General features: G+C 57.4%; 28 protein-coding genes, 2 tRNA genes and 1 other RNA gene. 26 read left to right on the top strand and 5 right to left on the bottom strand.

What is annotated here, in order from left to right:
• Window positions 1-9 precede the first annotated feature (9 nt).
• From QP400_RS06590 to QP400_RS06615, 6 genes are all read left to right on the top strand, one after another.
• Entirely contained in the window at window positions 10-360 is a 351-nt protein-coding gene (locus QP400_RS06590) for a carbohydrate-binding protein (protein WP_004808300.1), read from the top strand.
• On the top strand, window positions 353-517 hold the full coding sequence (locus tag QP400_RS06595; RefSeq protein WP_004808301.1) for a hypothetical protein: 165 nt from the start codon (window positions 353-355) through the stop codon (window positions 515-517). The genes QP400_RS06590 and QP400_RS06595 overlap by 8 nt, the downstream gene beginning before the upstream one ends.
• Window positions 510-1,157, top strand: coding sequence for a hypothetical protein (locus tag QP400_RS06600; protein ID WP_004808304.1), 648 nt, complete (start codon window positions 510-512; stop codon window positions 1,155-1,157). Before QP400_RS06595 ends, QP400_RS06600 begins: the two co-directional genes overlap by 8 nt.
• Before the next feature lie 79 nt (window positions 1,158-1,236).
• Complete coding sequence (locus tag QP400_RS06605; RefSeq protein ID WP_004808305.1) at window positions 1,237-2,094, top strand: peptidoglycan recognition protein family protein; 858 nt, start codon at window positions 1,237-1,239, stop codon at window positions 2,092-2,094.
• Window positions 2,095-2,097: 3 nt separating this feature from the next.
• A complete protein-coding gene (locus tag QP400_RS06610) occupies window positions 2,098-2,448 on the top strand; it encodes a hypothetical protein (protein WP_004808307.1) in 351 nt (116 codons plus the stop codon).
• Window positions 2,449-2,452: 4 nt separating this feature from the next.
• The gene (locus QP400_RS06615; protein WP_004808309.1) at window positions 2,453-2,821 is read left to right on the top strand and encodes a hypothetical protein; all 369 of its coding nucleotides are present in this window, start codon (window positions 2,453-2,455) and stop codon (window positions 2,819-2,821) included.
• Between the two features lie 65 nt (window positions 2,822-2,886).
• On the opposite strand, the gene QP400_RS06620 is transcribed toward QP400_RS06615, so the two are convergent.
• The 4 genes from QP400_RS06620 to QP400_RS06635 form a co-directional block, all read right to left on the bottom strand.
• Window positions 2,887-3,102 (bottom strand): helix-turn-helix transcriptional regulator, encoded by a 216-nt coding sequence (locus QP400_RS06620; protein ID WP_048707777.1) that lies wholly within the window; start codon window positions 3,100-3,102, stop codon window positions 2,887-2,889.
• The gene (locus QP400_RS06625; protein ID WP_156422587.1) at window positions 3,099-3,257 is read right to left on the bottom strand and encodes a hypothetical protein; all 159 of its coding nucleotides are present in this window, start codon (window positions 3,255-3,257) and stop codon (window positions 3,099-3,101) included. The genes QP400_RS06620 and QP400_RS06625 overlap by 4 nt, the downstream gene beginning before the upstream one ends.
• A 236-nt stretch (window positions 3,258-3,493) precedes the next feature.
• Window positions 3,494-4,615: a tyrosine-type recombinase/integrase gene (locus QP400_RS06630; RefSeq protein WP_060797627.1), complete on the bottom strand. Its 1,122-nt coding sequence runs from the start codon at window positions 4,613-4,615 to the stop codon at window positions 3,494-3,496.
• A gap of 147 nt (window positions 4,616-4,762) precedes the next feature.
• Window positions 4,763-4,847, bottom strand: a tRNA-Ser gene (locus QP400_RS06635).
• A 177-nt stretch (window positions 4,848-5,024) separates the two neighbouring features.
• Here QP400_RS06635 and ffs point away from each other — a divergent pair.
• From ffs to QP400_RS06730, 19 genes are all read left to right on the top strand, one after another.
• Window positions 5,025-5,120: signal recognition particle sRNA small type (ffs, locus tag QP400_RS06640), an RNA gene on the top strand.
• 56 nt (window positions 5,121-5,176) lie between these two features.
• On the top strand, window positions 5,177-7,672 hold the full coding sequence (locus QP400_RS06645) for a DNA polymerase III subunit gamma and tau (protein ID WP_004806704.1): 2,496 nt from the start codon (window positions 5,177-5,179) through the stop codon (window positions 7,670-7,672).
• A 2-nt stretch (window positions 7,673-7,674) separates the two neighbouring features.
• A complete protein-coding gene (recR, locus tag QP400_RS06650; protein ID WP_004806702.1) occupies window positions 7,675-8,268 on the top strand; it encodes a recombination mediator RecR in 594 nt (197 codons plus the stop codon).
• A 106-nt stretch (window positions 8,269-8,374) separates the two neighbouring features.
• Window positions 8,375-9,115, top strand: coding sequence for an HAD-IIA family hydrolase (locus QP400_RS06655; protein ID WP_081499188.1), 741 nt, complete (start codon window positions 8,375-8,377; stop codon window positions 9,113-9,115).
• 119 nt (window positions 9,116-9,234) lie between these two features.
• The gene (locus QP400_RS06660) at window positions 9,235-10,551 is read left to right on the top strand and encodes an aspartate kinase (RefSeq protein WP_004806699.1); all 1,317 of its coding nucleotides are present in this window, start codon (window positions 9,235-9,237) and stop codon (window positions 10,549-10,551) included.
• On the top strand, window positions 10,548-11,588 hold the full coding sequence (locus tag QP400_RS06665) for an aspartate-semialdehyde dehydrogenase (RefSeq protein ID WP_004806697.1): 1,041 nt from the start codon (window positions 10,548-10,550) through the stop codon (window positions 11,586-11,588). The genes QP400_RS06660 and QP400_RS06665 overlap by 4 nt, the downstream gene beginning before the upstream one ends.
• A 24-nt stretch (window positions 11,589-11,612) precedes the next feature.
• Complete coding sequence (purD, locus tag QP400_RS06670; protein ID WP_004806695.1) at window positions 11,613-12,863, top strand: phosphoribosylamine--glycine ligase; 1,251 nt, start codon at window positions 11,613-11,615, stop codon at window positions 12,861-12,863.
• Window positions 12,860-13,708, top strand: a complete 849-nt coding sequence (locus tag QP400_RS06675; protein ID WP_004806693.1) for a hypothetical protein — start codon at window positions 12,860-12,862, stop codon at window positions 13,706-13,708. Before purD ends, QP400_RS06675 begins: the two co-directional genes overlap by 4 nt.
• A 71-nt stretch (window positions 13,709-13,779) precedes the next feature.
• The gene (locus tag QP400_RS06680; protein WP_004806691.1) at window positions 13,780-13,962 is read left to right on the top strand and encodes a carbon storage regulator; all 183 of its coding nucleotides are present in this window, start codon (window positions 13,780-13,782) and stop codon (window positions 13,960-13,962) included.
• Window positions 13,963-14,044: 82 nt separating this feature from the next.
• Window positions 14,045-14,551, top strand: coding sequence for a hypothetical protein (locus tag QP400_RS06685; RefSeq protein WP_004806690.1), 507 nt, complete (start codon window positions 14,045-14,047; stop codon window positions 14,549-14,551).
• Between the two features lie 36 nt (window positions 14,552-14,587).
• Window positions 14,588-15,472 carry a phosphoribosylaminoimidazolesuccinocarboxamide synthase gene (locus QP400_RS06690; protein ID WP_004806688.1) on the top strand — a complete coding sequence of 295 codons (885 nt, stop codon included), beginning with the start codon at window positions 14,588-14,590 and terminating at the stop codon, window positions 15,470-15,472.
• 76 nt (window positions 15,473-15,548) lie between these two features.
• Window positions 15,549-15,800 (top strand): phosphoribosylformylglycinamidine synthase subunit PurS, encoded by a 252-nt coding sequence (locus tag QP400_RS06695; RefSeq protein WP_004806687.1) that lies wholly within the window; start codon window positions 15,549-15,551, stop codon window positions 15,798-15,800.
• Window positions 15,800-16,495, top strand: a complete 696-nt coding sequence (gene purQ / locus QP400_RS06700) for a phosphoribosylformylglycinamidine synthase subunit PurQ (protein WP_004806684.1) — start codon at window positions 15,800-15,802, stop codon at window positions 16,493-16,495. The genes QP400_RS06695 and purQ overlap by 1 nt, the downstream gene beginning before the upstream one ends.
• A gap of 325 nt (window positions 16,496-16,820) precedes the next feature.
• On the top strand, window positions 16,821-19,208 hold the full coding sequence (purL, locus tag QP400_RS06705; RefSeq protein ID WP_004806682.1) for a phosphoribosylformylglycinamidine synthase subunit PurL: 2,388 nt from the start codon (window positions 16,821-16,823) through the stop codon (window positions 19,206-19,208).
• Window positions 19,209-19,260: 52 nt separating this feature from the next.
• Window positions 19,261-19,617, top strand: a complete 357-nt coding sequence (locus QP400_RS06710; RefSeq protein WP_004806680.1) for a hypothetical protein — start codon at window positions 19,261-19,263, stop codon at window positions 19,615-19,617.
• 119 nt (window positions 19,618-19,736) lie between these two features.
• On the top strand, window positions 19,737-21,074 hold the full coding sequence (gdhA, locus tag QP400_RS06715; protein WP_004806678.1) for an NADP-specific glutamate dehydrogenase: 1,338 nt from the start codon (window positions 19,737-19,739) through the stop codon (window positions 21,072-21,074).
• A 61-nt stretch (window positions 21,075-21,135) separates the two neighbouring features.
• The gene (gene serS, locus QP400_RS06720; protein WP_004806676.1) at window positions 21,136-22,422 is read left to right on the top strand and encodes a serine--tRNA ligase; all 1,287 of its coding nucleotides are present in this window, start codon (window positions 21,136-21,138) and stop codon (window positions 22,420-22,422) included.
• Entirely contained in the window at window positions 22,415-23,449 is a 1,035-nt protein-coding gene (locus tag QP400_RS06725; RefSeq protein ID WP_004806674.1) for an HAD family hydrolase, read from the top strand. The genes serS and QP400_RS06725 overlap by 8 nt, the downstream gene beginning before the upstream one ends.
• 67 nt (window positions 23,450-23,516) lie before the next feature.
• Window positions 23,517-24,836, top strand: a complete 1,320-nt coding sequence (locus QP400_RS06730; RefSeq protein ID WP_316645790.1) for an AGE family epimerase/isomerase — start codon at window positions 23,517-23,519, stop codon at window positions 24,834-24,836.
• Between the two features lie 23 nt (window positions 24,837-24,859).
• On the opposite strand, the gene QP400_RS06735 is transcribed toward QP400_RS06730, so the two are convergent.
• Window positions 24,860-25,432: a TIGR01440 family protein gene (locus QP400_RS06735; protein ID WP_004806670.1), complete on the bottom strand. Its 573-nt coding sequence runs from the start codon at window positions 25,430-25,432 to the stop codon at window positions 24,860-24,862.
• A 122-nt stretch (window positions 25,433-25,554) separates the two neighbouring features.
• On the opposite strand from QP400_RS06735, the gene QP400_RS06740 reads away from it, so the two are divergent.
• Window positions 25,555-25,641 (top strand) — tRNA-Ser (locus QP400_RS06740).
• Window positions 25,642-26,756 lie beyond the last annotated feature (1,115 nt).

The following is a 26,756-nucleotide window of genomic DNA, read 5'->3' on the forward strand; positions in this document are numbered from 1 at the left end:
GAGTGAACCGTGCGAGTACCTACGACTAGTGAGCTTAGGGAGCTTTCCTTTTTTGAGGTTAGCCGGCTTAGAGATGAGATCAGCGAGGAGTTTAACCGCCAGCAAATAATCGAATACCTACCCACTAACGTTGAGGCTTTACAGGCGGAGTATCAGAAAGCAGCCGGAGTGCCCCCGGCGGGCTCTAACTGGCAGGCCCCGACGGGGTTAAAAACCGCCTACGCGGTCGGGCAGGTAGTCACCCATAACGGGGTCAGGTGGAAGAGCCTATGCTCTTTCAACACTGCCGAGCCCGGCACTAACCCGGCTTTGTGGGGAAAAGAAGACGAAGGAGAAGCTGAGGAGGCCGCGAATGAGTGAGCAGATTGATATAAACACTCTTCTTGAAAAATACGAAGCAGAACTTGCCCGCATGACCCGGCGGGCAATACTCGCAGAAGCAACTATCGAAGCTAAAGAACGCGAACTATCCGCACTAAAAAAACACGGCCTAAAAGATGGAGACGCTAATGAGTAACTCGCACTGGAAGAAAGTAGCGTTGCCGGCAGCGACAGAACCACTCTTAGACGCGTGGAGAAAATTTGCCGATACCGCAGGCATAATCACCACAGCCAATTCGGTTGCTGAGGCCCGCCAAATACTCACCACGGCAGCAGACAATGGGGTAAGCATTACAGCAACAACGCCAGCATATTTCGATATCCACGGGGTTCTGTATCGTGCTGATGGGCGCAAGAATGGGACGGTATGGGTACTCTCGCCCCTAAATGAGGTGGAAGTCGATTCTCGTAAATACTCCACCGGTTGGAGTGGGCACCTCAACGAGAACCAGTTCCACGCGGCCTGCTCCACACAGCTACCGGCCCGCCCCTATGACCGGCTTGTCGCTGTCACCGCCGGGGCATATGGCAGGTGTACCAAAGGCCGAATGAATTTCGCGATTGTGGGCCATAATGGGGCATTCGCAGCAGCCAGGTGGGACCCTGACGAGGAGTCCTCAGTATCGGTAAGCCTGCAAACCGTTGTCCCGGCTGGGGAAGCCCCGAATATCAAGTGCGGCCCACAAGGCGGCTGGCGTGGCGGGGATGCCACACTCACCACTAATGACCGATTCAATTTCATGGTAGCTACCGCCTACCCAATAACAATGGCCTAACAGACTGGCTGTAATACATACCCACCCCGCTCGGGTGGGCTTTTTTATACCCAAAACCCAAAGAATGTGAGGAGCCCATATGGCATATCAAGATATAACCTGCTATGACTCACCGAATTACACGCCTGGCAGGGGCGGCACGCAAGTAAATGTGATTGTTATTCACTGGTGGAATAGTCCGGATCGTAATCCCGGGTTTGAGGGGGCAATACGCACCCTGTGCAACCCGGCGGTTGGCACCTCCGCCCACTGCGTAGCAGAAGCAGGCCGAGTAGCGTGGATCGTAAACGCCGCCGATACAGCCTGGCACGCCGGCGACTACTCCGTCAACAAGCGTTCTATCGGCATCGAGTGTAACCCGCGCATGAGCAGCGCAGACCTTGAAACTATCGCCCAGCTGATCGCGAATATTCGCCGCGATTACGGCTGGCGCATCCCCCTAGCTAAGCATAACGATTTCTACAATACTGCCTGCCCCGGCACGTATGCGGGCAAGCTCGCCTGGCTGGACGCGCGCGCCGAAGACATCCGCCGAGGGGCCCCTGCCAAGGTAACCCCGAAAGCAGACCCAGCCCCCGCCCCCGGCAAACTAGCCGAGGACGGCATCCTAGGGGTTGCATCTTGGAAGAAAATCCAAGCCCACCTACGCACCCCGCAAGACGGCACGATCTCCGACCAGGTGGCGGAAAAACAGGAATACTACCCGGCAATCATGGAAGCTGACCCCTGCCCGGCCCAATTCGGCAACGGCGATGACGGCTCCCAGGCCATACGCGAACTACAAGCCCGCCTAAAACAAACCCAGGACGGCATCCTCGGCCCGACCACAATCCGCGCCTGGCAAGCCAACCTCCACCAGACCCAAGACGGCTACCTCGGAGAAAACACCGCCCAAGCAATACAACACGCCCTCAACACGAAAGGATGGATGTGGTAAAAAATGGACCAGCTATTCCAGCACATTAGCCCCATTGATTTTTCCGCACTCGCGGGCATCCTGGGCACATTCGTAGTCTCGGTGATAACTCGCGCGCACTGGACGCAAAACACTAAACGCCTGGTCGCGCTCGCGGTGTACGTGGCGCTCGCGGCGGCGACCTTCGTGTTTATTAAGTATCCGGCGTTTTACCAGTTCGCGATTATGAATCTGGGTGTGGTTGCGGGGGCTGGGCAGATAGCCTACACGGTCCTAAAGCCCACGGGTTTGATGGATTGGGTGCGTGATATTACTTCCCCGCCTGCTGGTAGGCACCGCGCCCCCACCAAGACCGGCGAGGGGAAGGAGGAGTGAGCTTTTGAGCGGGTTTATTGATGCTCTTGCCACTCTTGGCGGGTTCGGGGGGTTCGCAGCTTTCATCACAGCAATCGCGGGAGTGGTAAAAATCAAACGCGTCGAACATTCCAACAAGAAGATTGAGAAAGCCGCCTGCGAGACCCGAGAGCAATTGGAGACCAACCACGGCTCAAGCTTGCGTGATGCGGTGAATCGTATTGAGCGCATGCAAAAGGAGCAAGATCGCAGATTCGATCTCCTACTTGATCAGGTGAAGAGCCTGGGGCATCAGGTTGGGGATTATCGGCGGGAGCAGGCTATCGCTGCGGAGGATCTACACGCGCGCATGCGCAATCTTGAGCTAAGAACCGAGAAGTGCAATAAGCACTAGCATTTTTGGGGGCACCCTGGCCAGAGTTTGGCTGGGGTGCCCCTTTTTTCGGTTTTAATGGCCCTTTACGTGTCCGCTGGGGGGCGGCCTCCGTGTCCGGGCCGGTTCTTATTCCAGGCATCGATGGTTTCGGGGAGCCAGCCCATGCGTTTGCCTCGGTCGGTCCCAATTTGTGCGTCTGGTTCTGGTAGGCGGTTATCCCGGTAGTAGGTTTTTACCGTGGTGGGGGATATGCCTAGCCTTTTAGCTACCCCGTTCATGGATAGGTATACGGTAGTCATTTTTTGTCCCGTTTTATTGCTGCTAGTAGGGATGCTGCCCCTGTGGTCAGGGCGAGGATGCCGAGGATGAGTTTCCACGGGCCTGGTAGGGGGGCGAATACTGCTACACATCCGGCGACTATAGCTATTGCCCAGGTGGGGATTGTTTTTGTCATTTTGTTGTGGAACGATTAGGGGTGCGGGGCCCGCCCGCTTTGAACGGGCCCCTTTCGATTAGTCCTTCGGGGGGCGGAGGGCTTCAATGAGGGCTGCGATCCCTCCTAGTAGCGTTCCGATCCCCGCTAGGATTTCCCCTATGTGTTCCATGTTCACCTCCTTTGTTCGAACACTACTATTATACCCCCACCACTTACATAAATGCAAATGGTGGAGGTAAATAACGGTTGATTGCTCACTCTCCCAATTTCTCCATCCGCGCAGCAAGAGCCCTATCCCGCTCCACCGCCGAATGCTGATAAATCATTACCGCACCAACGTCGCTATGGCCAGCACGCGCCATAAGGTCGGCGAGAGTTGCTCCCGCCCGCCCGTAAAGAGTTAGCCCGGTGTGACGTAGGTCGTGAAACCTATAGCCCGGATACCCCAGCTGAGTAACGGCCCGGTCATACCAAGCATGCATTGACTTATTAGTGAGAAAAGCCCCCGGCTTACCAGCCATGTGCACAACTAAGGCGTCCTTATCCTTGCTAACAAAGGTGTGCATGTGCTCTGTGACGCGCTTGGCACACTCAGCGGGAAGAGTAACGTCACGTTGAGCCGCGTCAGTCTTTGGCAGCCCCTCAATAAGCTGACCGCCAATGCCCCGGCTTATGCCCCGTCGCACCCTTACAACACCTTTACTCAAGTCAAGGTCCATGCGGCGCAAGCATTGAATCTCGTTAAAGCGCAGCGCCCCCCAAGCCGCCAAGTCAATCATTACCGCATACTCGGGCGGAACGAGCTCGCGCAACTGCGAAATCTCAGCAGGGGAAAGAGTGCGTGTGCACCGTTGCTTGTTCCTAGTGCGCCGAGTCGGTAAGTCAGCTTTTAGGTGGTGCAGATAGCCGTTCTTAGCGCCGTAGACGATTAAGGCGTTGAGCCGGTCTATGGCTTTCTTACGGCGAGAGTGGGAAGGCCAGTTGTGAGAAGTGTCCCACTGTTTGATTGCCGTTTCTGTTAGTTCGTCGCAGCGAATATCTCCAAGTGGGGGGTTGATGTGTTTTGTCATGTAGGAGCGGTAGTCGCGGAGCGTGGCTGGAGCGAGGCCTCTTTCTTCGCAGAAGTGCAGGTATGCGTGGGAAAGCTGCTTGATGGTTTTGCTCCCGTTAAGCAAGGCTGGTTCTTCTTCTGGTTGGGCGATTCCTGCTGCTTCTTGGTTTAGGCGGGCTTGTTCTTTGGCAAGCCAGGCTTGAGCGACGCGTTTTTTCACGAATGTCATCGGGGCTTTGTAAGATCGCCCGGCGTGGGTGTAGCGGGCTTGGTAGCGGCCTGAGGGGAGTTTGCGGATCGATCCCCAAGAGTTTCGAGTGGCCATCGTCGTGCCTTTCTGCGTGCCATCGGTATGCCACTAGAGTAGCCAAAACCGACCAAAACTAACCAAAACCCCAATATAGGTTTAGCGGCATTTTCCGCATCAGGGCAACGAAAAACCCCGGTATTTCAGTGAATACCGGGGCTAGAGCGGAGGATGGGGGATTCGAACCCCCGAGGGCTTGCACCCAACACGCTTTCCAAGCGTGCGCACTAGGCCACTATGCGAATCCTCCAGATACGCAAACGCGCTTCAATAAGTGTACTTAAAACTGCCTGACTAGTAAAACTAGAAAGCTGGGAGGTGTGCCACATCTTGTTCTTAGCAGCACTTTTTCGCCACCTATGCATCATGTCACGACAGTAGTTGCTGCTTCTGGTTCCACAGCAGCCTTACTGCCGTGTACACTGGAGCCGATCCCTCATGTGACGGTATCACCTGAACCTCCCCAGGGCCGGAAGGCAGCAAGGATAGGGTAGCTCTGCCGGGTGCGTGAGGGATCCTTATTTTTCGCTCTGGGCGCCCCAAGTATCAAATGTGGGTGACGCCCTCTAAAGTAGAGGCGTGAGCACAGCCCTATATCGCCGTTACCGTCCCGACACTTTTGACCAGGTGATCGGGCAAGAACACGTGACTAAGCCGCTTATGGCTGCCCTTCGGGCGCAAAAGGTCACCCACGCATACCTTTTCTCTGGCCCTCGCGGCTGCGGTAAGACTACCTCCGCCCGCATTTTGGCACGATGCTTGAACTGCGCGCAGTATCCTACGGACACCCCGTGTGGCCAGTGTGATTCGTGCCGCGAATTGGCTACGGGTGGTCCGGGCTCGCTTGATGTTGTAGAGATCGATGCTGCCTCGCACAACGGTGTTGATGATGCGCGTGAGCTGCGGGAGCGTGCCGCTTTCGCTCCCGTTCGCGACAGGTTCAAGATCTTCATCCTCGACGAGGCGCACATGGTCACCTCGGCTGGGTTTAATGCGCTGCTGAAGCTGGTGGAAGAGCCGCCCGAACACGTCAAGTTCATTTTTGCTACCACGGAACCCGAGAAGGTTATCTCTACCATCCGATCGCGCACCCACCATTACCCGTTCCGCCTTGTGCCTCCCGAAATCATGCGCGGTTTTCTTGCGGACATGTGCGCTAAAGAAGGAATTTCTCCCGAGGGCGGGGTGCTCAACCTGGTCATGCGCGCTGGCGGTGGATCTGTGCGCGACACGTTGGGGGTACTTGATCAGCTGATGGCTGGCTGTGACACCGAAGTGCTCAGCTATGAAATGGCTGTCCACCTGTTGGGCTACACTGACTCTACGCTGCTGGCGCAGACGGTTGACGCGATTGCCGGCCGCGATGGGGCTGGTGCTTTCCGTATTGTGGAACGCATTATTGAATCCGGCCATGATCCCAGGCGTTTCGTAGAGGATCTGTTGCAGCGCCTTCGTGACCTGTTGGTTATATCCGTATCAAATGGGGGAGCCATCGAAGCCTTGCAGGGCATCCCTCAGGACGAACTCGACCAGATGCTCACCCAGGCGAAGGTGATGGGAGCTGCTGACTTGTCTAGGGCGGCAGATCTGACAAATGAGGCCCTCACCGCTATGTCGGGTGCTATCAGCCCCCGTTTGCAGCTGGAACTGTTGATCGCCAAGCTGCTGCTACCTGCCCAGACGGTGGCGGTAGCGCCTAGCGCGGCTACCGCGGTAGCCAACCCTGACCTACCCGATTCGCCGGCAGCTATTAGACAGATGCTGTCTAAGAGGCGTGGCGGGGCTAATCAGTCGGCCGCGACTAGCCGGGCCTCGCAGCCGGAATCGTCGGCAGCTACTCGCGGGGAGGCAGCAGCGCCCGCCCAGTCAGAAAAGCCGCTACAGCAGGTTGCTCAGCCAAACTTGCAAGCTCCAGCCGAGGAAGCGGGTGAACCGCAGCAGGCGCAGACGGCCAGCCCCGAACCTGCCGGAAGACAAGATTCTCAGAGTGAACCAGAAAAGCCGCAGCCCTCGCAAGAGGCAACCATGCAGGTGCATGCTCGGCCAGAATCTGTGAAATCGGAACGCCCTCGGTCCGTCGAAGCGCCGCCGGCGCAGAAAGTGCCAGACTCTCCGGCGCCTGCCAACCAGCCGTCTGCCTCCTCTGACGGGACCACGTCGGAAACGATCCGTAACAGGTGGCAGGAGGTAACCGAATTTCTGGCGCAAAACCATGCCCGTTCCACTTGGGGGCGCCTTACTCAGGCCCAGTTGGGGACCGTGACGGATGGGCAGTTGACTATCCGCTACCAGAGCCCGGGGATGGCTCAGGCATTCAACTCGGGTACCCACACTCAGGTGCTCTCGAATGCGCTGTATCAGGTATTAGGGGTGAAACTGCAGGTTGTTGCCCTCAGTGCGGATGACCCTAATCCCACCCCGGCGCAGCGGCGCCAACCCGCTCAAGGTTCGAAGCAAGGGTCTGCTGAGAAAAACCAAAATCAGCATGTAAATGCAGTTCACAGGCAGAATGGAGGTTCTCAACCGCAGGCCGCTGCGCAAGTTCCGGAAGAGCCCGCAGATGATTCGGAGGACGATTCGTGGGGGCCCATTGCGCAACCCGCCAACTCGGTCCCTGACCCGCAGGAAGACCAGCCAGGATGGCCCCAGGTAGCTGAACCGCCAGTGGCGCCACAAGAGCCTGGGTGGGCAGATGCTGATTCATCCCCTGCCGCTGACGCGGATGATGGGTGGGGCCCGATTGCTACCCCACCTTCCCCGCCGCAGGAGACGCCCTCGAACGTCACGCCGCTGCACAAAATAAACGCGCAGCATCCGGCTGGGCGAAGCGAAGAATTTGGCCAGCCCACTCCGCCAGTAGCACAGTTTGACCCGGACCCTATCCCCACCCACCAGGGAGCCCGCGAAATTATCGAGGAGACCCTGGCGAGGGGTGCCCAACCCGAAGCCCCGGTTCAGAACGTTGACGACAATGTGAGCCCGGACGATCCTGAAGCTGAAGACACGGGGGTGGTGGGATTGGCCGCGGTGGAGGACATACTGGGCGCCCGCATCATCTCGGACACTAAGGAATAGATTTGTACGAAGGTACCCTGCAAGACCTAATCGACGAGCTTGGCCGCCTACCAGGCATAGGCCCCAAGTCGGCTGAACGGCTCGCCTTTCACATCCTGGAGATGGATACCGAGGACGTAGATCTGCTCACCTCTACCATTTCCAAGGTCAAATCCTCGGTACGTTTCTGCACCACCTGTGGCAACATTTCCGAAGGTGAAGAATGCCAGATATGTACAGACCCGCGCCGCGATGCCTCGCTAATCTGCGTGGTAGAAGAAGCGAAAGACATCGGCGTCATCGAACGCACCCGCTCCTACCGGGGCCTGTACCACGTCCTCGGAGGGGCTATCGATCCGCTGAATGGGGTGGGGCCTGATCAACTGCGCATCCGCGAACTGCTTACCCGGCTTGGTGGGGATACGGTCCAAGAAGTCATATTGGCAACCGACCCTAATATCGAGGGCGAAGCCACCGCCACGTTCCTGGCGCGAACTTTGGGAACACTAGGCCTAAAGGTTACCCGCCTGGCCTCTGGTCTGCCGGTCGGTGGGGACCTTGAATACGCTGATGAAATAACTTTGGGTAGGGCTTTAGAAGGTCGTCGTCAGGTTTAGATCCGGTAGACTGGAAGCCACTGTTAGGAAGGAACACATCGTGGTTGATTTCGACTCCATCGTACCGGTCTCTGAGCTGCCCGAACCGGAAGCATGGCTTTCGGATATGGACGGCGTTCTTGTCCACGAAAACACCGCTTTGAACGGTGCAGCTGAATTTATCGAGAAGTTGAAGGAAGACAAGAAGCCTTTCTTGGTGCTCACCAATAACTCGATCTTCACCCCGCGGGATCTGTCTGCCAGGTTGGCGCATTCGGGGTTGGATGTGCCCGAACAGAACATCTGGACGTCGGCCCTGGCTACGGCCTCTTTCCTAACCCAACAATCACCCAGGTCCACCGCTTTTGTTATTGGCGAGGCAGGACTTACCACTGCCCTCCACGAGGCCGGCTACATTATGACCGATCGCAACCCCGAATACGTGGTGTTAGGCGAGACCCGTACTTACTCCTTCGAAGTGATCACCCAAGCCTGCCGCCTAATCCAAAAGGGTGCCAAATTTATTGCCACTAACCCGGACGTGTCTGGTCCTTCCGAGAACGGGATCCTGCCCGCTAACGGCGCTGTTGCCGCAATGATTGAAGCGGTCACCGGTCACAAGCCGTACTTTGTGGGTAAGCCGAACCCGGTGATGATCAGGGCAGGGTTGAACAAGTTGGGCGCACACTCTGAAACGACGGCTTTTGTGGGCGACCGCATGGATACGGACGTGCAAGCGGGTATTGAGGCAGGGTTGCGCACCTACCTGGTGCTGACTGGTTCCACTGACCGCGAGGAGATCTTCAAGTACCCTTACCGGCCCACTAAGGTTTTTGAATCGATCGCCGACATGGTTGAAATGCTTTAACCATCCAATCTCAAAATATTGTAGTAATTTTGCCAATTCTGTATGTAGCCGTAAGGTTAGGGCACCCCTCTGGCAACTTGTATTAGCTGGTGGTGGGACCGCGCCCAAGGAGTAGTGAAGTGGCACTTATCGTCCAGAAGTATGGTGGCTCATCCGTTGCTGACGTCGACTCGATCAAACGAGTGGCCAGGCGGGTTGTGGCCACTACTAACGCGGGCCACCAGGTAGTTGTGGTTGTTTCGGCCATGGGGGATACTACGGACGACCTGCTGGATATGGCAGGTCAGGTATCTTCTGAACCGGCGCAACGCGAGATGGACATCCTTCTTACTGCTGGCGAACGCATCTCCATGTCACTGTTGGCCATGGCAATAACGGCGGAAGGTAAGGAAGCTAGCGCGTTCACTGGCCCGCAGGCAGGCATTCACACGGATGCGAAGTACGGGCGTGCCTCGATCACCGCCCTCATTCCTGAACGCATTGCCCGCTCAGTTCAGGCCGGTAATGTTGCGGTAGTGGCCGGTTTCCAAGGGGTAAACGATTTTGACGACGTGACCACCCTTGGCCGTGGCGGCTCGGACACTACGGCGGTCGCCCTCGCCCAGGCGTTGCACGCGGACGTGTGCGAAATATATACGGATGTAGATGGCCTATTTAGTGCAGACCCGCGAGTGGTGCCCATGGCGCACAGGCTGCAACGGGCCGACTTTGAAGAGACGTTGGAACTGGCGGCGCACGGAGCGAAGATCCTGCACCTGAGGGCGGTCGAATTTGCTCGCCGCTACCGTGTGCCTCTACACGTGCGGTCGTCTTTTTCCAGCAAGGAAGGAACGTGGATTTCCGATGGGCCAGCTTCGGCGGCACTGCGGGGAGTCGTTCCTAAGGCAGCCCTTCCAACCAGTGAGGAGTATTCCGTGGAAGCACCTATTATTAGCGGCATTGCCCATGATCGTTCCCAAGAGAAGATCACGGTGGTAGGGCTTCCAGATAAGCCTGGCGCAGCAGCTAAGCTGTTTGAAATTGTGGCATCTGTGGGTGCCAACATTGACATGATTGTGCAGAACGTGGGCGTTTCTGAACAGGGCAGGGCGAACGTCTCTTTTACTCTTCCCGAGGCCGATTCGCGCCGCACGCTGCAGGCCATCTCGGATGCGAAGGAGGAACTGGGCTACCGCGAGCTTTTGGATAACCGCGAGATCGGCATCCTGTCTTTGGTGGGGGCCGGTATGCGCACCAACCCGGGGGTGTCAGCGAAACTGTTTGGGGCTCTTTCGCAGGCGGGGATCAATATCGAGATGATTTCTACTTCCGAGATCCGCATTTCGGTGGTAACAGATTTGGACGAGCTGGATGATGCGGTGCGGGCCGTACATTCGGCGTTCGGCTTAGACGCCTCCGAAACCGAGGCGGTAGTTTATGGAGGTACGGGACGATGAGTTTGACCCTGGGTGTCGTAGGAGCAACTGGCCAGGTAGGGCGCGTGATGCGAACGATTCTGGCAGAACGGGATTTCCCAGCTGACAAGGTGCGTTTCTTTGCCTCTTCGCGGAGTGCGGGCAAAGTGCTGGATTACCGGGGCACCGCGGTAACTGTCGAGGACGTGGCCACAGCCGATCTGACGGGCATAGATTTGGCGATTTTCAGTGCGGGTGGGGCGGCTTCGCGCGAGTTCGCACCCAAGTTTGCCACCGCCGGTGCCGTGGTGGTGGACAATTCTTCGGCTTGGCGGAAGGACCCGCAGGTTCCCCTGGTGGTGTCGGAGGTGAATCCGCACCAGATTTCGAATCGGCCGAAGGGCATCATTGCGAATCCGAATTGTACGACCATGGCAGCCATGCCTGTGCTGAAGCCGTTGCATGATGCGGCTGGGCTGACCCGGTTGCAGGTAGCCACCTATCAGGCAGTCTCCGGGTCTGGGCTCGCGGGCGTGAAGACTCTGATTAGCCAGACCAAGAAGGGCGTGGAGCAGGACCTGACGGGGCTGGTCACTGACGGTGGGGCAGTGGATCTCGGAGAAGGAACTGGCCCGTACGTGCACCCCATCGCGTTTAACGTGGTGGCGTTGGCAGGCAACCTGGTGGAAGATGGCACTGAGGAAACCGACGAAGAACAGAAGCTGCGCAATGAATCCCGCAAGATTCTTGAAATCGCGGACTTGCCTGTGTCCGGTACCTGTATTCGCGTGCCCGTGTTTACTTCGCACACGCTGGTGGTGCACGCGCAATTCCGTGACGCCCTCAGTGTGGAGCAAGCCAAGAACCTGTTAGCCAAGGCCCCGGGAGTGCGCCTGGTGGATGTGCCGTCGCCTTTGCAGGCGGCCGGGCAGGATCCCTCGCTTGTGGGCCGCATCAGGCAGGATTATTCTGCCCCGCAGGGCCACGGCCTGGTCATGGTGATCACCTCTGACAACCTGCGCAAGGGTGCGGCACTGAACGCGATCCAGATTGCGGAACTGGTAGCTAAGGATCTGTAAACCATCTGCGGTAATGTGGAGCCCGTGAAGATCCTAGTAATTGGCTCAGGCGGGCGCGAACATGCCCTTGCGCTGGCACTGAAGGCAGATCCGCAAGTAACCGACATTTACTGCATGCCGGGCAATCCAGGCATTTCGCAGGTAGCGACCCTTATCGAGGGCGACGCTAACGATGGGGCGCAGGTGGCGCAGGCCGCGCAGCACCTGGGTGTAGACTTGGTCGTGGTGGGACCGGAAGCCCCGCTGGTGGCTGGGGTAGCTGACGCGGTGCGGCAGGCCGGAATTGCCTGTTTCGGCCCCGGTGCTGAAGCGGCCCGGTTGGAAGGGTCGAAGGCCTTTGCCAAACAGGTCATGGAGGAAGCGGGGGTACCTACCGCTCGCGCATTGACCTGCCATAATCAGGATGAGCTGCAGGGGGCACTAGCCGAGTTCGGCGCCCCGTACGTAGTAAAAGAGGACGGACTGGCAGCTGGCAAGGGCGTGGTAGTCACCTCGGATTTGCAGCAGGCTTTTGACCATGGCGCGGATATTTTTGCGCGCGGCGGTTCTCTGATTGTCGAGGAATACTTGGACGGGCCGGAGGTGTCCCTGTTCTGTGTTTGTGACGGCAAGACTGTTCTTCCGCTAGCGCCAGCGCAGGATTTCAAACGTGCGCTTGATGGGGATGAAGGCCCCAACACGGGCGGTATGGGGGCCTACTCGCCGTTGGAGTGGGCACCGGCCGACCTTACGGAACAGGTGTTGCAGAAGGTTGCTGTACCTACCGTGCAGCGCATGGCTGAACGCGGCACCCCCTTTTCCGGACTGCTTTACTGCGGGCTGGCACTGACTTCGAAGGGCGTGCGCGTTGTCGAATTCAACGTCCGCTTTGGCGACCCTGAAACTCAGGTAGTGCTGGCCAGATTGCGCTCTCCGCTGGGGCAACTGCTGTTGGCAGCAGCTACCGGGAAACTGGCTGATTTTGGGGAACTCGAATGGTCCGAGCAGGCGGGCGTGTGCGTCGTTCTCGCTTCGCCCGGATACCCGCAGAAGGCGAAGACGGGGGGAGCGCTGACGGGCTTGGAAGAGGCCGAAGCACTCGAGGGCGTACACGTTGTTCACGCCGGTACTGCCCGGAAGGGGCAGGGGCTTGTGTCTGCTGGGGGGCGTGTGCTTGCTGTTGTCGCCTTAGGCCAGGATATTGAGGCTGCTCGAACGAAGGCATACCAGGGGATGCAGCGGATTTCTCTTCCGGACGGGCACTACCGGCTCGACATTGCTGAGGCGAAAGCGTGAGTTTAGAAAAGGACGAGGCCGAACTTACGGAGTTTGTAGCTCAGACTCGCAAGCAGTTCGACCAGCAGAAGGAGCTGGCTGACGCGCAGGTGCACCAGGGGATCGACCAGTTGGTGGCGCAGTTGCGGGCGCGCTCTGCGAAGGGGCTGCTGCCCCCGGAGCCGCAGGTGAAGGTTGCCCGCCCTGCTATTTCGCGTCCGGCCCGTCTGGAGCAGGCCGGGCCCTTCCCTGATTACGATCGGGTGCTTTCGGCGCAGGATGTGGTAGCCCTCGGTGCAAAACCGGATTTCAGTGGCAAAACCATCAAGGAATTGGCTTCTGCCATGCGCCCGCCTGCCCTACCGCAGCCCACGCCCGGTAGCGTGCAGGTGGTAATTGGCCAAACGGGCAGTGCCGAAATGGTGCGCGAGTGGGCCTTACGCCTTGCCGGCCGCATTGACTCAGATGCGCAGGTACTTCTTTCCGGAGCAAAGACGCTGTTGCCCGGCACGGGGGACCGGGTGCGCACCGCCGCCGATTTGCAGAAGGCAATTCATGAGGGCGTCACAACAGTGTTAGCGGTAGTAGACTCTGCAGTGCCTTCCCACCAGCGCACGGCGCAGCGTCTTTTGGAGGCCGCTGAACCGGCGTTTACCTGGGCGATTGGGCAGGCAGATGATGCTCAGCTAGAAGCGTGGTTGGCCGAACTGCCGGCAGGTATTGACGCCGACGCCCTCGTGCTGGACGGGGTGTGGGATGCGCCGGCGCCGCTGCGCAACGCCTATTTGTCGGCCCCGGTTTCGGTGTTGGAGGGGGCGCCAGCGAAGGCCGGCGTGTGGGCGGCTCTGATTGCCGATCGAATCTGAAAGAGTGCTCATAATCCATTTCGGCGGTACTGTGAGTCAGAAGTGTTTGTTTTTTACTCGCAGGGGGCTAAATGCTCGTATTAACCAGGCGCCCGGGCGAAAAGATCGTCATTGGCGATTCCGTTACTCTGACTGTGGTAGAGGCGCATCGTGATGCGGTGCGTATTGGCATAGAAGCGCCGCGCGACGTAAAGATTCAGAGGGCGGAGCTATTGGATGACGAGGTAGAGGGCGGGCAGCAGACAGCCCGGTAGGGACTTTGTTCCTAGATTCTGCGCGCGAAAGTGTCATCTATGGCACAATGGGTTGGTAACCCAAAGGCGGGAGGATCCGAACATGTCGAACATTCAGGCCAGCGGCAGCGATGCTCGGGGCGCAAAGTGGCGCATCCAGCAGCGGTGGTGGAACCGTTCAGAATTGTTAGCTGCCTGTCTATTGCTGTTGTTCCCAGCTTTTTGCACCTACGGTTTCCGCATGGTGGTAGGCAAAGAGCTGCCGCCGGTTGTCCCGTTTAGTTGGGGCGCGCTCTCTCATCCCATCCGCGTATCTGGGTCGCAAAGTTACTGGATCGAGGGCGCTGTGTGCCTAGTGCTGGCGGCTGTTGGCATCGCCCTCACCATTGCCTTCAGGGGTGGTGAGCGTATGCGCCGCATCGTGCCGCCCTTCCTTGGGGCCGCTGCATCGGTTATCAGTGCGGGCTGGGTTATTAGCGTCTTGTACTCAATGGGCACGATCTCGTCCAAACCCTTCGCCATCTTTGCTATCGGGGCTGCAGCCGTAGTTGGTATTCCTATCTATTTCTGCCTGCGCAAGCCCCTAGAGGTGTCCAGATATTCGGCGTAACTTTGTGTCGTCATACAGTGGTGACATTATTAAGCCATGAGCCAACCAAAAATTCCTGGCTGGAAGCACCTCTCCAGCGGAAAAGTTCGTGACCTATACATCCCCGAATCTGGCGATCAGGATCGACTCCTGGTTGTTGCTTCTGATCGCATTAGCGCATACGACTACATTCTTCCCTCGGTTATTCCCGACAAGGGAAAGGTGCTGACCCAGCTTTCCCTGTGGTGGTTTGAGCAGCTGTCGGATCTGATTGACAATCACCTGGTGGTAGACGCCGAGGTGCCTGAACAGGTTGCCGGGCGGGCCATGGTGGTAAAGCGCCTCAACATGTACCCGATCGAATGTGTGGCACGCGGATACCTGACAGGGTCAGGGCTCGTTGAATATAAGCAGTCTAAATCTGTGTGCGGGGTGGGCCTGCCTGGCGGACTCGTCGAGGCCTCCAAGCTACCCACCGCAATTTACACTCCCGCCGCCAAAGCGGAATTGGGCGAGCATGACGAGAACGTTTCTTTCGAGCGCACTGCCCAGATGGTAGGCGAAGAAGCCGCTACCGCTTTGAAAGAAAAGACCATTCAAATCTACGAGAAGGCTGCCGCTATCGCATTGAATAAGGGCATTATTATTGCCGACACCAAGTTTGAATTTGGTGCAGACGAACAGGGCAACCTAGTGCTGGCAGACGAAGTATTGACCCCCGATTCATCGCGCTTCTGGCCGGTAGACAAGTGGCAGGAAGGCCAGGTTACGCCCTCTTTCGACAAGCAGTATGTGCGCGATTGGCTGACCAGTGCCGAATCTGGGTGGGATCGTGCCTCTGGCCAGGAACCCCCAACTCTTCCCGAACAGGTTGTTGAGGCAACCCGCGCTCGCTACGTGGAAGCCTACGAAACCACTACTGGGAAAACCTTTACCGCCTAAGAAACCGGGTAGCCGTTGCTACCCGGTTTCTTAGTAAACTTATAAAGTCCAAACCAACCCCCTATTTGGAGGACCTATGGGACGCATCGTCGTCGACATTATGCCCAAACCTGAAATCCTTGATCCGCAAGGTAAAGCAATTTTAGGAGCGTTGCCCCGAATCGGCATCGATTCTTTTACTTCCGTCCGTCAGGGCAAACGTTTTGAACTGGCCACCGAGGGCGAAGTTACTCAGAAGGATCTGGATGCTGCCAAGGAAGCCGCCACTGAGCTGCTTTCTAACCCCATTATCGAGAACGTTGTTCGAGTAGAAGCGGTGGAGGAATAGTGGCGCGCATAGGTGTGGTAACTTTCCCTGGCACGCTTGACGACGGGGACGCCCGGAGGGCGGTGCGCCTGGCAGGGGCCGAGCCGGTGCGGCTGTGGCACAAGGATGCTGATTTGCACGGGGTGGATGCGGTAATCTTGCCCGGTGGTTTTTCTTACGGTGACTACTTGCGCTGCGGGGCAATCTCTTCCTTCGCTCCCGTGATGAACGGGGTGGTGGATGCTGCCAAAAAGGGCATGCCTGTCCTCGGTATTTGCAATGGTTTCCAGGTGCTGTGTGAAGCGCACTTGCTACCTGGGGCGTTGATCCGAAATGATCACCAGCGTTTCATTTGCCGCGACCAAAAGCTGGTGGTGGAAAATACCACTACGGTCTGGACTCGCGAATTTGAACAGGGAGCGCAGATCACCATTCCGCTAAAAAATGGCGAGGGCAACTTCCAGCTAGATCCCGAAGGGCTGAAGCGTCTTGAGGGGCAGGGGCAGGTTGTGTTCCGCTACGTAGATGTGAATCCCAACGGGTCTATGAATGACATTGCCGGCGTCGCCAACGAGGCGGGCAACGTAGTAGGTCTGATGCCGCACCCAGAACATGCTGTAGAACAGGGCTTTGGTCCCGAGTCTGCAGATGGTCCTCACGGTGGCACCGATGGGCTGGGACTGTTCAAATCTGTCCTGCAATCGCTGCTGTCGTAGCTTATCCCCAAGTTTCCCACAGACTCGGCTGCGAATATGCAACCTGTGCACAACCCTGTGGATAAAACCTGTGGATAACTTTGGGAGGCTGAATGGCAATAAATTAGACATTAATGTGGTAACCGCATAATTCCGCTAGAAAGTCAACTTTAAAGTGAGACTTGAGAGTATCTCGATTTGCGTGCACAACCCTTGCAAATCTGGGGATAACTGTGGATTACCCGGTCACGAATGTGGATAAAACTTACAGGCGCCAACAAAATTTTTCCTGACAGAGCGCACCTATGAAAAAACTCACCCAAGCTCGTAACGAGACGGAGAATCGATGAGCAACAAACCGGCAAACGTAGAGCACCCCGACACGGTTGCGGATGCGGCGGCAACGCCCGACACCGCTATGCCGTACGCCGAATTAGGGCTCAAAGACGACGAATACGCGGATATTAAGAAGCTGCTGGGAAGGCGTCCAACTAACGCAGAGCTGGCAATGTATTCGGTCATGTGGTCTGAGCACTGCTCCTACAAGTCCTCGAAAAAACATTTGGGCGAACAATTCGGCGGCAAGACCACCCAGCAAATGAAAGAGCGGCTGCTGGTAGGGATGGGTCAGAACGCCGGCGTCGTGGACGTGGGCGACGGGATGGCGGTCACCTTTAAGGTGGAATCGCACAATCACCCCTCGTTCGTGGAGCCGTACCAGGGCGCAGCGACCGGCGTTGGCGGTATTGTCCGCGACATTATTGCAATGGGCGCCCGCCCAGTGGCAGTCATGGATCAGCTCCGTTTCGGGGATCCGAAGAACGCTGACACAGCCCGCGTGGTACACGGGGTAGTGGCTGGCGTCGGCGGCTACGGCAACTGTTTAGGCCTGCCTAACATTGGCGGCGAAACCGAATTCGATCCCTCTTACCAGGGCAATCCGCTAGTTAACGCGCTGTGCGTGGGAGTGCTAAAGCACGAGGACATTCACCTGGCAAACGCCGAGGGCGTCGGAAATAAAATCGTCCTATTCGGTGCTCGTACCGGCGGCGACGGTATTGGGGGCGCCTCTATCCTGGCTTCCGAAACCTTCGAGGACGGCATGCCGGCCAAACGGCCATCCGTCCAGGTGGGTGACCCCTTCATGGAAAAGGTGCTCATCGAATGCTGCCTGGAACTATTTGCGGCTGACCTCGTAGAGGGCATCCAGGACCTGGGCGCGGCAGGCATCTCCTGCGCCACCTCCGAACTGGCCTCAAACGGCAACTCTGGTATGCACGTCGACCTCGAAAATGTGCTTCTGCGCGACCCCACCCTGACTGCAGGCGAGATCCTGATGTCGGAATCGCAAGAACGCATGATGGCAGTTGTGGCTGCCGACAAGATTGATGCCTTCATGGACGTCATCAACAAGTGGGACGTGGAAGCAGCCGTGATTGGCGAGGTGACCGGCGACGGCAGGCTCACCATCGACCACTACGGCGAACGCATCGTGGACGTAGACCCGAAGACAGTGGCCCACGACGGTCCAGTCTACGATCGCCCGTACTCCCGCCCGGCCTGGCAGGATGACCTGCAGGCGGATACCTCCGACAAGCTGGCTCGCTCTGAGTCTTCTGCTGCTTTAGAAGAAGAGCTACGCAAGATAGTACTCAGCCCAAACGGTGCCTCCAAAGCGTGGGTAACCGACCAGTACGACCGCTACGTGCGCGGCAACACTGCATTGGCTCAGCCCGACGATGCGGGTGTCATCCGCGTAGTAGAAGAATCTAACCGCGGCGTAGCCATCGCTACTGACGCGAACGGTTGGTACACCAAGCTCGACCCGTATGCTGGCGCCCAGCAGGCGCTCGCGGAGGCCTATCGCAACGTGTGCACCGTTGGGGCTCGCCCGATGGCAGTGACCGACTGCCTGAATTTTGGTAACCCGGAAGATCCGGACGCAATGTGGCAACTAGTTACCGCTATGACTGGTATGGCTGACGGCTGTAAGGTGCTGGGCACGCCGGTTACCGGCGGCAACGTGTCTCTGTACAACTCCTCTGGAACTGAGAAGGGGCAGCCGGATTCTTCGATCAACCCGACTCCTGTAGTGGGCATGTTGGGCTTGATCGACGATGTTACGAAAGCTGTGCCTTCCGGCTGGAATGAACAGGGACTTGCCGTCTTGCTGCTAGGCGAGACTAACGACGAACTGGATGGTTCTGCCTGGGCTCGCGAAGTCCATTCGCACCTGGGTGGGCTGCCCCCGAAGGTGGATTTTGAAGCGGAAATGGCGCTGGGTCGAGTACTTATTGCGGTAGCTCAGGCCGAGGTGGACGGTATTCGCGTTGTCAAAGCGGCACACGATATTTCCAATGGCGGCTTGGCTGCAGCAGTGCTGGAGTCGGCTTCACGTTTCGGTATTGGCGCCAACATCGATCTGGCTCGCGTCGGTTTCGAGGGACAGGACGACACAGTCCGGCTGTTCTCGGAATCGCAGGCGCGCGCTTTGGTTGTGGTACCTGAAGTGGCCGTGTCCATGGTTGCTGCCGCAGCGGAAGCAGAGGGCGTAGCTTGCTCGCGCATTGGTACTACCGGTGGTTCGATGGTCACCTTCACTCGTTCTAACGAGAGCGAGCCGGCTGACTTTGAAGAGTCTGTTGCGGGTGCGGCTGACCGGTCTGTGATCGCTTTGGACCTGGCCGATTTGGCCGAGGCTTCCCGCAAGGTGTTGCCGGAACTGTTTGCGTAGCCGGTAGTTGGTCCCGGGCTAGGCTCGGGACCAACGATGGTAGCGTGAAGCCATGCCTATCCTGATTGCTGGTATTTTTTCTGTTCTTTTGACTTTGCAGGCACTGTATTGCCTGTTCCTGGTTATTGCCCCCGGGCGCGAGGGGTTTCGGGTGGGGCATCCGCTAGGTTTGCCCTTTAAGGTGTTGCGTAGGAGCGAGACGGTTTGGCATCGGGCGCACATGCATGCCTGCCCATTCTTCTTATTGGCGATTGCCCTAGCTTTGATAAACATTGTGGTGCTGGTGGCGTTGGCCCCTTATGTTTCTGTTGCTACTGGCGTGATTGCCGGCATTGGCTCGGTAATCATTGTGGCAGGTATGTGGGCCCTAGCGGCAGCTGCGGCTTTGCGGTGGGCGAGATTGAACTAGCTGCCCAAAGTTTCCTTGCGAACTTTTAGTTTAGTCAAAGACAAGTGTATAACTATTGGTGCGCACCTAACGGAATAGTAAAGCGCGGGTAAAGCCCGGGTGTCTAGGGAAGGAATATAATGCATAAAGCAGCAGAAGCGGTGTACCAAGACGTGTTGCGCCGCAACCCAGCAGAACCAGAATTTCACCAGGCAGTAGCAGAATTTCTGAACTCTATCGGGCCGGTTTTGGATGAGCATCCCGAATACGCCGACCATGCCCTGTTAGAAAGATTGGTAGAGCCGGAACGTCAGATTATTTTTCGCGTCCCCTGGATCGACGACTCTGGCAAGTGCCAGGTAAACCGCGGCTATCGTGTTGAATTCAACTCCGCCCTCGGCCCGTACAAGGGTGGCCTCCGCTTCCACCAATCCGTAAACCGCAACATCATCAAGTTCCTTGGCTTTGAACAGATTTTCAAAAACTCTCTAACCGGGCTTGGCATCGGCGGTGGCAAAGGTGGGTCTGACTTTGACCCGCACGGGCGCTCCGACAACGAAGTGATGCGTTTTTGTCAGGCCTTTATGAGTGAACTGTACCGTCACATCGGCCAGTTCACAGACGTACCTGCCGGCGACATTGGCGTGGGTGGGCGCGAAATCGGTTACCTGTTTGGTCAATATAAGAAACTGACCAACCGCTTCGAAGCAGGCGTCTTGACGGGGAAGAAGCTCGGCTGGGGCGGCTCGCTTGGGCGCACGGAAGCAACCGGTTACGGCACTGTCATGTTCGCCCAGTCCATGCTGGGCACCATATCGGAAGGGCTTGAGGGTAAAAGCGTAGCGGTTTCCGGTTCCGGCAACGTAGCAATTTATGCGGCGCAATATGCCCAAATGAAGGGCGCAAAGGTGCTGACCGTGTCTGATTCGAACGGGTGGGTCTACGACAAGGACGGCATTGACGTAGAGCTACTACAGCAAGTCAAAGGGGTAGAACGAGGGCGGGTAAGCGATTACGCGCAACGCAAGAGCGGTGCCGTATTCCACGCCGAAGGCCGTCCCTGGCAGGTAGCCGTGGACGTGGCGCTGCCGTGTGCGACCCAGAATGAACTCTCGCAGGAGGACGCTAAGACTCTGGTGAGCAACGGAGTGAAGGTAGTTGCCGAGGGGGCTAACATGCCGTGCACCCCGGGCGCTATCGACGCTTTCCAGCAGGCAGGCGTGCTCTATGCTCCGGGCAAGGCCGCAAACGCTGGGGGAGTAGCAACCTCCGCCCTCGAGATGGAACAGAATGCTTCCCGCACGAAGTGGACCTTCGAGCAGGTAGCCACAAAGCTGGAACACATCATGGCCGACATTCACGACACCTGTGCGGAAACTGCTGCCCGCTACGGGGCCGAGGGCAACTACGTGCTGGGCGCGAACATTGCGGGATTCAAGCGCGTAGCTGACGCCATGATCGATCAGGGATTCATCTAAAAATAGCAGTGGGGTGTGGATCGATTCACAGTTACGGTGATGATCGCGTTATCCTTTAGACATGATTGATCTTCGTGCACTTGAAGCCGATCCCACCCCCGGCTACGCCTCGCAGAAGGCTCGCGGGGAGGACCCGGCCCTTATCGACCAGGCCATTGCAGCAGACCGCAAGCGTCGCGAGGCGCTTAGCGAATTCGAATCCGCCCGTGCGGAACAGAAATCTGTGTCTAAGTCGGTGGGTAAGGCCAGTCCCGAAGAACGTCCAGCCGTCCTCGCAAAGGCGAAGGAACTGGCAGCACACGTAAAGGAACTGGAAGCCGAGGCTAATAAGGCGGCTGAAGAGGCTCGCGCAATTGCCATGCGCATCGACAACATTGTCAGCCCGGAAGCCCCCACCGGTGGGGAAGAGAACTTCACCGACCTAGAGCACGTGGGGGAGCGGCGCGACTTCGCCGCAGAAGGGTTTGAACCCAAGGATCACCTGGCAGTAGCCGAAGGGCTCGATGCCATTGATATGAAGCGGGGCGCTAAAGTATCCGGCTCGCGCTTCTACTACCTAAAGGGCATCGGCGCCCGCATGGAACTGGCATTCCTTACCATGGCATGGGACCAGGCCGAGGCTGCTGGTTTCGTCCCCATGATTACGCCCACCATGGTCAGCCCCCAAACAATGGGAGGCACCGGCTTTTTGGGTGCCCACGCTGACGAGATCTACCATCTAGAGGCAGACGACCTGTACTTGACGGGTACCTCCGAAGTGGCGTTGGCTGGCTACCACACTGACGAGATCTTGGATCTGTCTAACGGGCCGAAGCGCTACACCGGTTGGTCTACGTGCTACCGGCGCGAGGCCGGCGCTGCGGGCCGCGACACTCGCGGCATCATCCGCGTCCACCAGTTCAATAAGGTGGAAATGTTCAGCTACTGTCGCATTGAGGACGCAGCTGAAGAGCACAAGCGCTTGCTTGGGTGGGAACGCGAGATGCTGGGCAAGATGGAGCTTCCCTACCGGATCATCGATACTGCAGCAGGCGACCTTGGTTCTTCTGCGGCTCGCAAGTTTGACTGTGAAGCATGGCTCCCTTCGCAAGAGCGATGGATGGAGGTAACCTCCACTTCGAACTGCACTCAGTTCCAGGCCCGCCGGCTAGGAATTAGGGAACGCATTGAACAGGATGGGCGCCAGGTTACCCGCCCGGTAGCCACTCTAAATGGCACCCTGGCCACTACCAGGTGGCTAGTCGCCCTCTTCGAAAACCATCAGCAGGCTGACGGATCCCTGTATATTCCTAAGGCAATGCGCCCGTACCTGGGTGGTCGCGAACTGATCGAACCGGTGAATGCATAAGCTATACCAAACATTGAACGCGCAGGGACTCACCTTTTCGGCGTCAGAAAACATGCCCGTAACAGGAACGTTTATTCCGCCTGAATTCGGTGGGGACCTGCGCGTTAGTGGTGGTTCTAAAACGGCGCCACTGCCGCAGGTCGTCGCTGGCGAAGCACCCGCACAGGTGGTAGATGCTAGTGGCGATCAGCTAGTGGTCCCAGAACAGCTTAGGGGAGTAGATCCGGCGAAGCTGCTGGTTGCTTTTGACATTGACGGCACCATTTTGGGGCGCGATGGTTCTATGTCCAGCGCGGTGTTGCAATCGTTGCGCGCCTTAGACGCTGCTGGGGCCAATGTTGTTATTGCTACTGGCCGTTCCATTCCGGCAGTGGCTGGGGTGCTCACTCTGTTGCAGTTGCGGCATGGCTTCGTAGTTTGTTCTAACGGGGCGGTGGTGTTGCGCACCGCGCCGGGAAAGACGGCCGGGGCGATCGACTACAAGGTGGTAAAAACCGTAACCTTTCCGCCGGCGCCAATCATCGATCGGCTAGTAGAAAAGATCCCGGATGCTTACGTAGGGGTAGAAGCGGTAGGATCCGGATTTTTGGTGTCGGAGCACTTCCCGGCTGGCGAACTGATCGGCGAACAACAAGTGGTAGGTTGGCAAGGACTGCGGCAGAAGGAAGTGACCCGGGTTATCCTGCGGGCGCCTTCGTTAAGCGCACAAGATTTGAAAGACATCGTGGCTGGCCTTGGGATTGACACGGTGCAATGGGACATTGGGTGGACTGCTTGGCTAGACGTTGTGTCTGAAGATTCCACCAAGGCTAGGGCCTTAGCGGAGCTAGCAGATACTTTGGGCGTTGACCATGCGCATACGGTTGCCGTTGGGGACGGCTCTAACGACGTGGCAATGATCGACTGGGCCAGTTGGGGGCTTGCCATGAAGAACGGTTCCCAGGATGCCAAATCCGTGGCCGCTGCGGTACTTCCCCCGGTCACAGAAAATGGGGCAGCGCTGGTAGGAAAGCTTCTGCTCGGATAGGTAAAACCTGGCGTACTCGGCCTGTACTCTTAAGGGGTAATCCTCAACGTAGCGGATGGGAGTAGGCGTGGGTTGGTTCAATTCGATAGAACACAACAGGTGGTTGTCGCAGCAAATGCGCGACCTTCTAGATTTCGGCAAGAACTCGCTGGTAGAGGGCGGGTTCGGGTCGATGGATTTGGAAGGAAAAGTAGACTCTGAAGCGCAACTGCCCCTGTTCGTCACCTGCCGCATGGTGCACGTTTACTCGCTGGGGACGCTCATGGGTATCCCCGGTTGCAGGCGGATGGTAGACCACGGAGTCAGAGCGCTTACGGAAGCCTTCTACGACCATGACCATGGCGGCTGGTATGACCAGATAGAGCCGAAATTGGACCAGAACGGGCATGGCATTGCTGCCTCTAAGGTAAAGATGGCTTATTCGTCTGCCTTTGTGTTGCTTGCTGCGTCCTCGGCGGCAGTGGCGAATAGACCCGGCGCGCAGGAGCTCTTGGCGCTTGCCATGCGGGACCAGGACAAACACTGGTGGGATCCGGAATACCAGATGGTTGTGGACGATCGCAGCCTAGATTTCACTTCGACCTCGGACTACCGGGGGATGAATGCAAATATGCACACCTGCGAGGCCTACCTGGCGTGCGCGGACGCTACCACCCAGCCGAAGTGGCTAGACCGCGCGATGGCGATATTGGGGCGGATGCGCAGAAACGCCCAGCACAATAACTGGCGCATTCCGGAACATTATTCGCCGCAGTGGGAGCCGCAACTGGATTACAACCAGGACAACCCTGCAGACCAGTTCCGCCCCTTTGGATGTACGCCGGGACATGGCATGGAATTTGCAAAGCTCTTGGTGGCGGCACGTGGAGCACTAATTAGGGCGGGCCGTGAGGTTCCCGAGTGGATGCTTGAAACGGCCAGTGAATTGTTTATGAGGGCGCGCCAAGACGGGTGGGCACGCAACGGCAAGCCCGGTTTCGTGTATACGACGGATGCGCGTGGAGGAGTGGTGATTGCCGATCGCATGCACTGGGTAGTATGCGAGGCAATCGGGGCGGCCGTAGCGCTGCGGCGGGCAGAATTGGACGGTCCGGGTGAGCCCGATCGGGGGCTGATCGAGGACTATGAGCACTGCTACCGTACGTTTATTGATTACGCGGACGAGTACCTGATAGCCGGGGATGGGAAGTGGAACCACCAGCTGGGCCCGGATAACCAGTTGGCTACGACCATTTGGCCGGGCAGGCCAGATATCTACCACGCAGTGCAAGCTATGCTGGCCCAGCGGGTTCCTGTATCTCCTGCGTTCGCGCAAGCTCTTGATCAAGGGCTATTGGACACGCCGCAGAGCTTGGGGCAGGAAAAGGGCAGGCCCACCCGCAGGTGAGCCTGCCGCGTGGGCGGTGCTGACTACTTCAGATTCTGGTCGTAGTGGGCGCGCTCGCCGCCAATGTACTTGGGGCGGGTGCGCGCTGCGGTCACGTGTGCTGCTCCGACTTCGGTAGCAGCGAGCCTGACCGGGGAAGCAACGTGCTTCAGATGCATCCCGATGAACGTGTCGCCGATGTCTAAACCGCCCTCCACAGCGACCTTCTCTACTAGCCACGGCTCCTGGATATGTGCGTAGGCGGCACACGAGAAGGATCCGCCCGCGTGTAATTGTGGAACTGCGTTCACCCGTTCAAAACCGCGTTTTCGTGCCAGCTCAGCGGGTACCACGAGGGCGCGGTTCAGGTGTTCACAGCACTGTGCGATTGGAGTTACGCCCGTGCCATCGGTTGCTGCGCACACGCCTTGCCAGACGGCCTCGCCGATCTGTGGTGAAGAAGCCTTGCCAATGCGGTCTCCCAAGATCTCTGACGAAGAACACCCCACTACTATTGCGTCGCCGTCGGAAAGTTTAGCTTTTTCCAGAAGCTCTTTTACTAGGTCGGCAACTTGGGTGCGCACTTGCTCTGCTGAAATATCTGTCTGCGGTGACATTACCCCTCCTAAAATATGGCAATGCGGCACTCCCAGTCTATGCGTTCGGGAGGAGGAAGTAGCTAGCTTGATTTTCGTGGTTGGTTGTTAATTGGTTAGACTGGGAGGCGCGCTTCGCGTTTGGAGAGTTGTCCGAGCGGCCGAAGGAGACGGTCTTGAAAACCGTTGTGTCAGCAATGGCACCAAGGGTTCGAATCCCTTACTCTCCGCTCTACCCCGCCATTCCGTTGGAATGGCGGGTTTTTCGTTGTAATAGTGCGGAAAAGGCCGAAGGGTGAATGTGCGGCGGTATGCGTCTATAGCCGCTAATTTGCAACAAAATAGACCTAAAATAGACCCGAGTTCGCCTATTTTCTAGTAGTTAGTACAGCGAAGAGCGAGAATGCACCGCAAGCGAATCCAGTAATTCCGAGTCCTAAGTTAAATGCGGGCGGAAGGGTAAACGGAAAAACGGTAATAAGGCCGATTGCTAGGGCGATTAGGCCAGTAATTCTAGCGACAGCTAACCTGGTTGGAGTTGTCGCCCCGTCCTGGGAAGGATGATCTGCGGAGGAATCGCCTACCATTTGGCCTTTAGTGAGGCGATATTTTTGGGCTATAAGGCTAATTACAGCGGCACATAGGGTGAAGACGCACGCCCCAATAGCGAACCAGGAGGAACGGTGCGAGGCCGAGGCTAAACAGATCAATGTAGCCGCTACTATGATGAACCAAGTTGTATCGTTTTTTCTCATGGCGCCAGAGTATAGGTCGCCTGTGCGAAATGATGACTCGCACTTCTGGGTTTATTCAAAAAATGTCTCTTAGAGCGGCGGGCTATTAATAGAATTTATTCTGCTAGTCGCCATTTGAACCTAGAGGCGATGTTGGCTGCTGCCCACACCTAGGCTGTGCAACCCGCATGGCAGGAACCGTCGTCAGGATGGGAGTCACCGGCCCTGGGGCGGCCCGCCTACTAAACCAGATCGACATAACCATAAAACCGGCAACAATACGCCAATGGGAACACCGAGGAAAAATAAAACACATAACCGAAAACGGGGAACCAAATACTGGATGGTAGACATACTCGCCTGCCGCGAATCGAACAAATATTCTAAACCAGGGATGACTTGACACTGTCACACGAAAAAATGATAGGCGAACGCCATAGGGAGGTGCCATAAAAACACCACGTAGTGTTCGCCAGGCACCGCCCTTAATCACACCCTCAACCATCCACGGTCGGTCCCGGGTACGCCAAAAAGGATTCAGGGGTAAGGGCGCTAACTAGACCACCCGTGAACACGCAAGGATGGAAGAGGGGAGGGGTGGGCCCGTATTT

Origin of the sequence: Winkia sp. UMB3158, assembly GCF_030217145.1 — a bacterium.
GTDB classification, from domain to species: domain Bacteria; phylum Actinomycetota; class Actinomycetes; order Actinomycetales; family Actinomycetaceae; genus Winkia; species Winkia anitrata.

Excerpts from the sequence above, each read along its gene's own strand:
- QP400_RS06595 (WP_004808301.1), top strand. The coding sequence starts at position 353 with ATGAGTGAGCAGATTGATATAAACACTCTTCTTGAAAAATACGAAGCA.
- QP400_RS06620 (WP_048707777.1), bottom strand. The coding sequence starts at position 3,102 with ATGACTACCGTATACCTATCCATGAACGGGGTAGCTAAAAGGCTAGGC.
- QP400_RS06655 (WP_081499188.1), top strand. The coding sequence starts at position 8,375 with ATGGACGGCGTTCTTGTCCACGAAAACACCGCTTTGAACGGTGCAGCT.
- QP400_RS06630 (WP_060797627.1), bottom strand. The coding sequence starts at position 4,615 with ATGGCCACTCGAAACTCTTGGGGATCGATCCGCAAACTCCCCTCAGGC.
- QP400_RS06680 (WP_004806691.1), top strand. The coding sequence starts at position 13,780 with ATGCTCGTATTAACCAGGCGCCCGGGCGAAAAGATCGTCATTGGCGAT.
- QP400_RS06695 (WP_004806687.1), top strand. The coding sequence starts at position 15,549 with ATGGGACGCATCGTCGTCGACATTATGCCCAAACCTGAAATCCTTGAT.
- QP400_RS06610 (WP_004808307.1), top strand. The coding sequence starts at position 2,098 with ATGGACCAGCTATTCCAGCACATTAGCCCCATTGATTTTTCCGCACTC.
- QP400_RS06625 (WP_156422587.1), bottom strand. The coding sequence starts at position 3,257 with ATGACAAAAACAATCCCCACCTGGGCAATAGCTATAGTCGCCGGATGT.
- purL (WP_004806682.1), top strand. The coding sequence starts at position 16,821 with ATGAGCAACAAACCGGCAAACGTAGAGCACCCCGACACGGTTGCGGAT.
- QP400_RS06725 (WP_004806674.1), top strand. The coding sequence starts at position 22,415 with ATGCATAAGCTATACCAAACATTGAACGCGCAGGGACTCACCTTTTCG.
- QP400_RS06690 (WP_004806688.1), top strand. The coding sequence starts at position 14,588 with ATGAGCCAACCAAAAATTCCTGGCTGGAAGCACCTCTCCAGCGGAAAA.
- QP400_RS06735 (WP_004806670.1), bottom strand. The coding sequence starts at position 25,432 with ATGTCACCGCAGACAGATATTTCAGCAGAGCAAGTGCGCACCCAAGTT.
- QP400_RS06710 (WP_004806680.1), top strand. The coding sequence starts at position 19,261 with ATGCCTATCCTGATTGCTGGTATTTTTTCTGTTCTTTTGACTTTGCAG.
- QP400_RS06600 (WP_004808304.1), top strand. The coding sequence starts at position 510 with ATGAGTAACTCGCACTGGAAGAAAGTAGCGTTGCCGGCAGCGACAGAA.
- QP400_RS06685 (WP_004806690.1), top strand. The coding sequence starts at position 14,045 with ATGTCGAACATTCAGGCCAGCGGCAGCGATGCTCGGGGCGCAAAGTGG.
- serS (WP_004806676.1), top strand. The coding sequence starts at position 21,136 with ATGATTGATCTTCGTGCACTTGAAGCCGATCCCACCCCCGGCTACGCC.
- QP400_RS06665 (WP_004806697.1), top strand. The coding sequence starts at position 10,548 with ATGAGTTTGACCCTGGGTGTCGTAGGAGCAACTGGCCAGGTAGGGCGC.
- gdhA (WP_004806678.1), top strand. The coding sequence starts at position 19,737 with ATGCATAAAGCAGCAGAAGCGGTGTACCAAGACGTGTTGCGCCGCAAC.
- QP400_RS06605 (WP_004808305.1), top strand. The coding sequence starts at position 1,237 with ATGGCATATCAAGATATAACCTGCTATGACTCACCGAATTACACGCCT.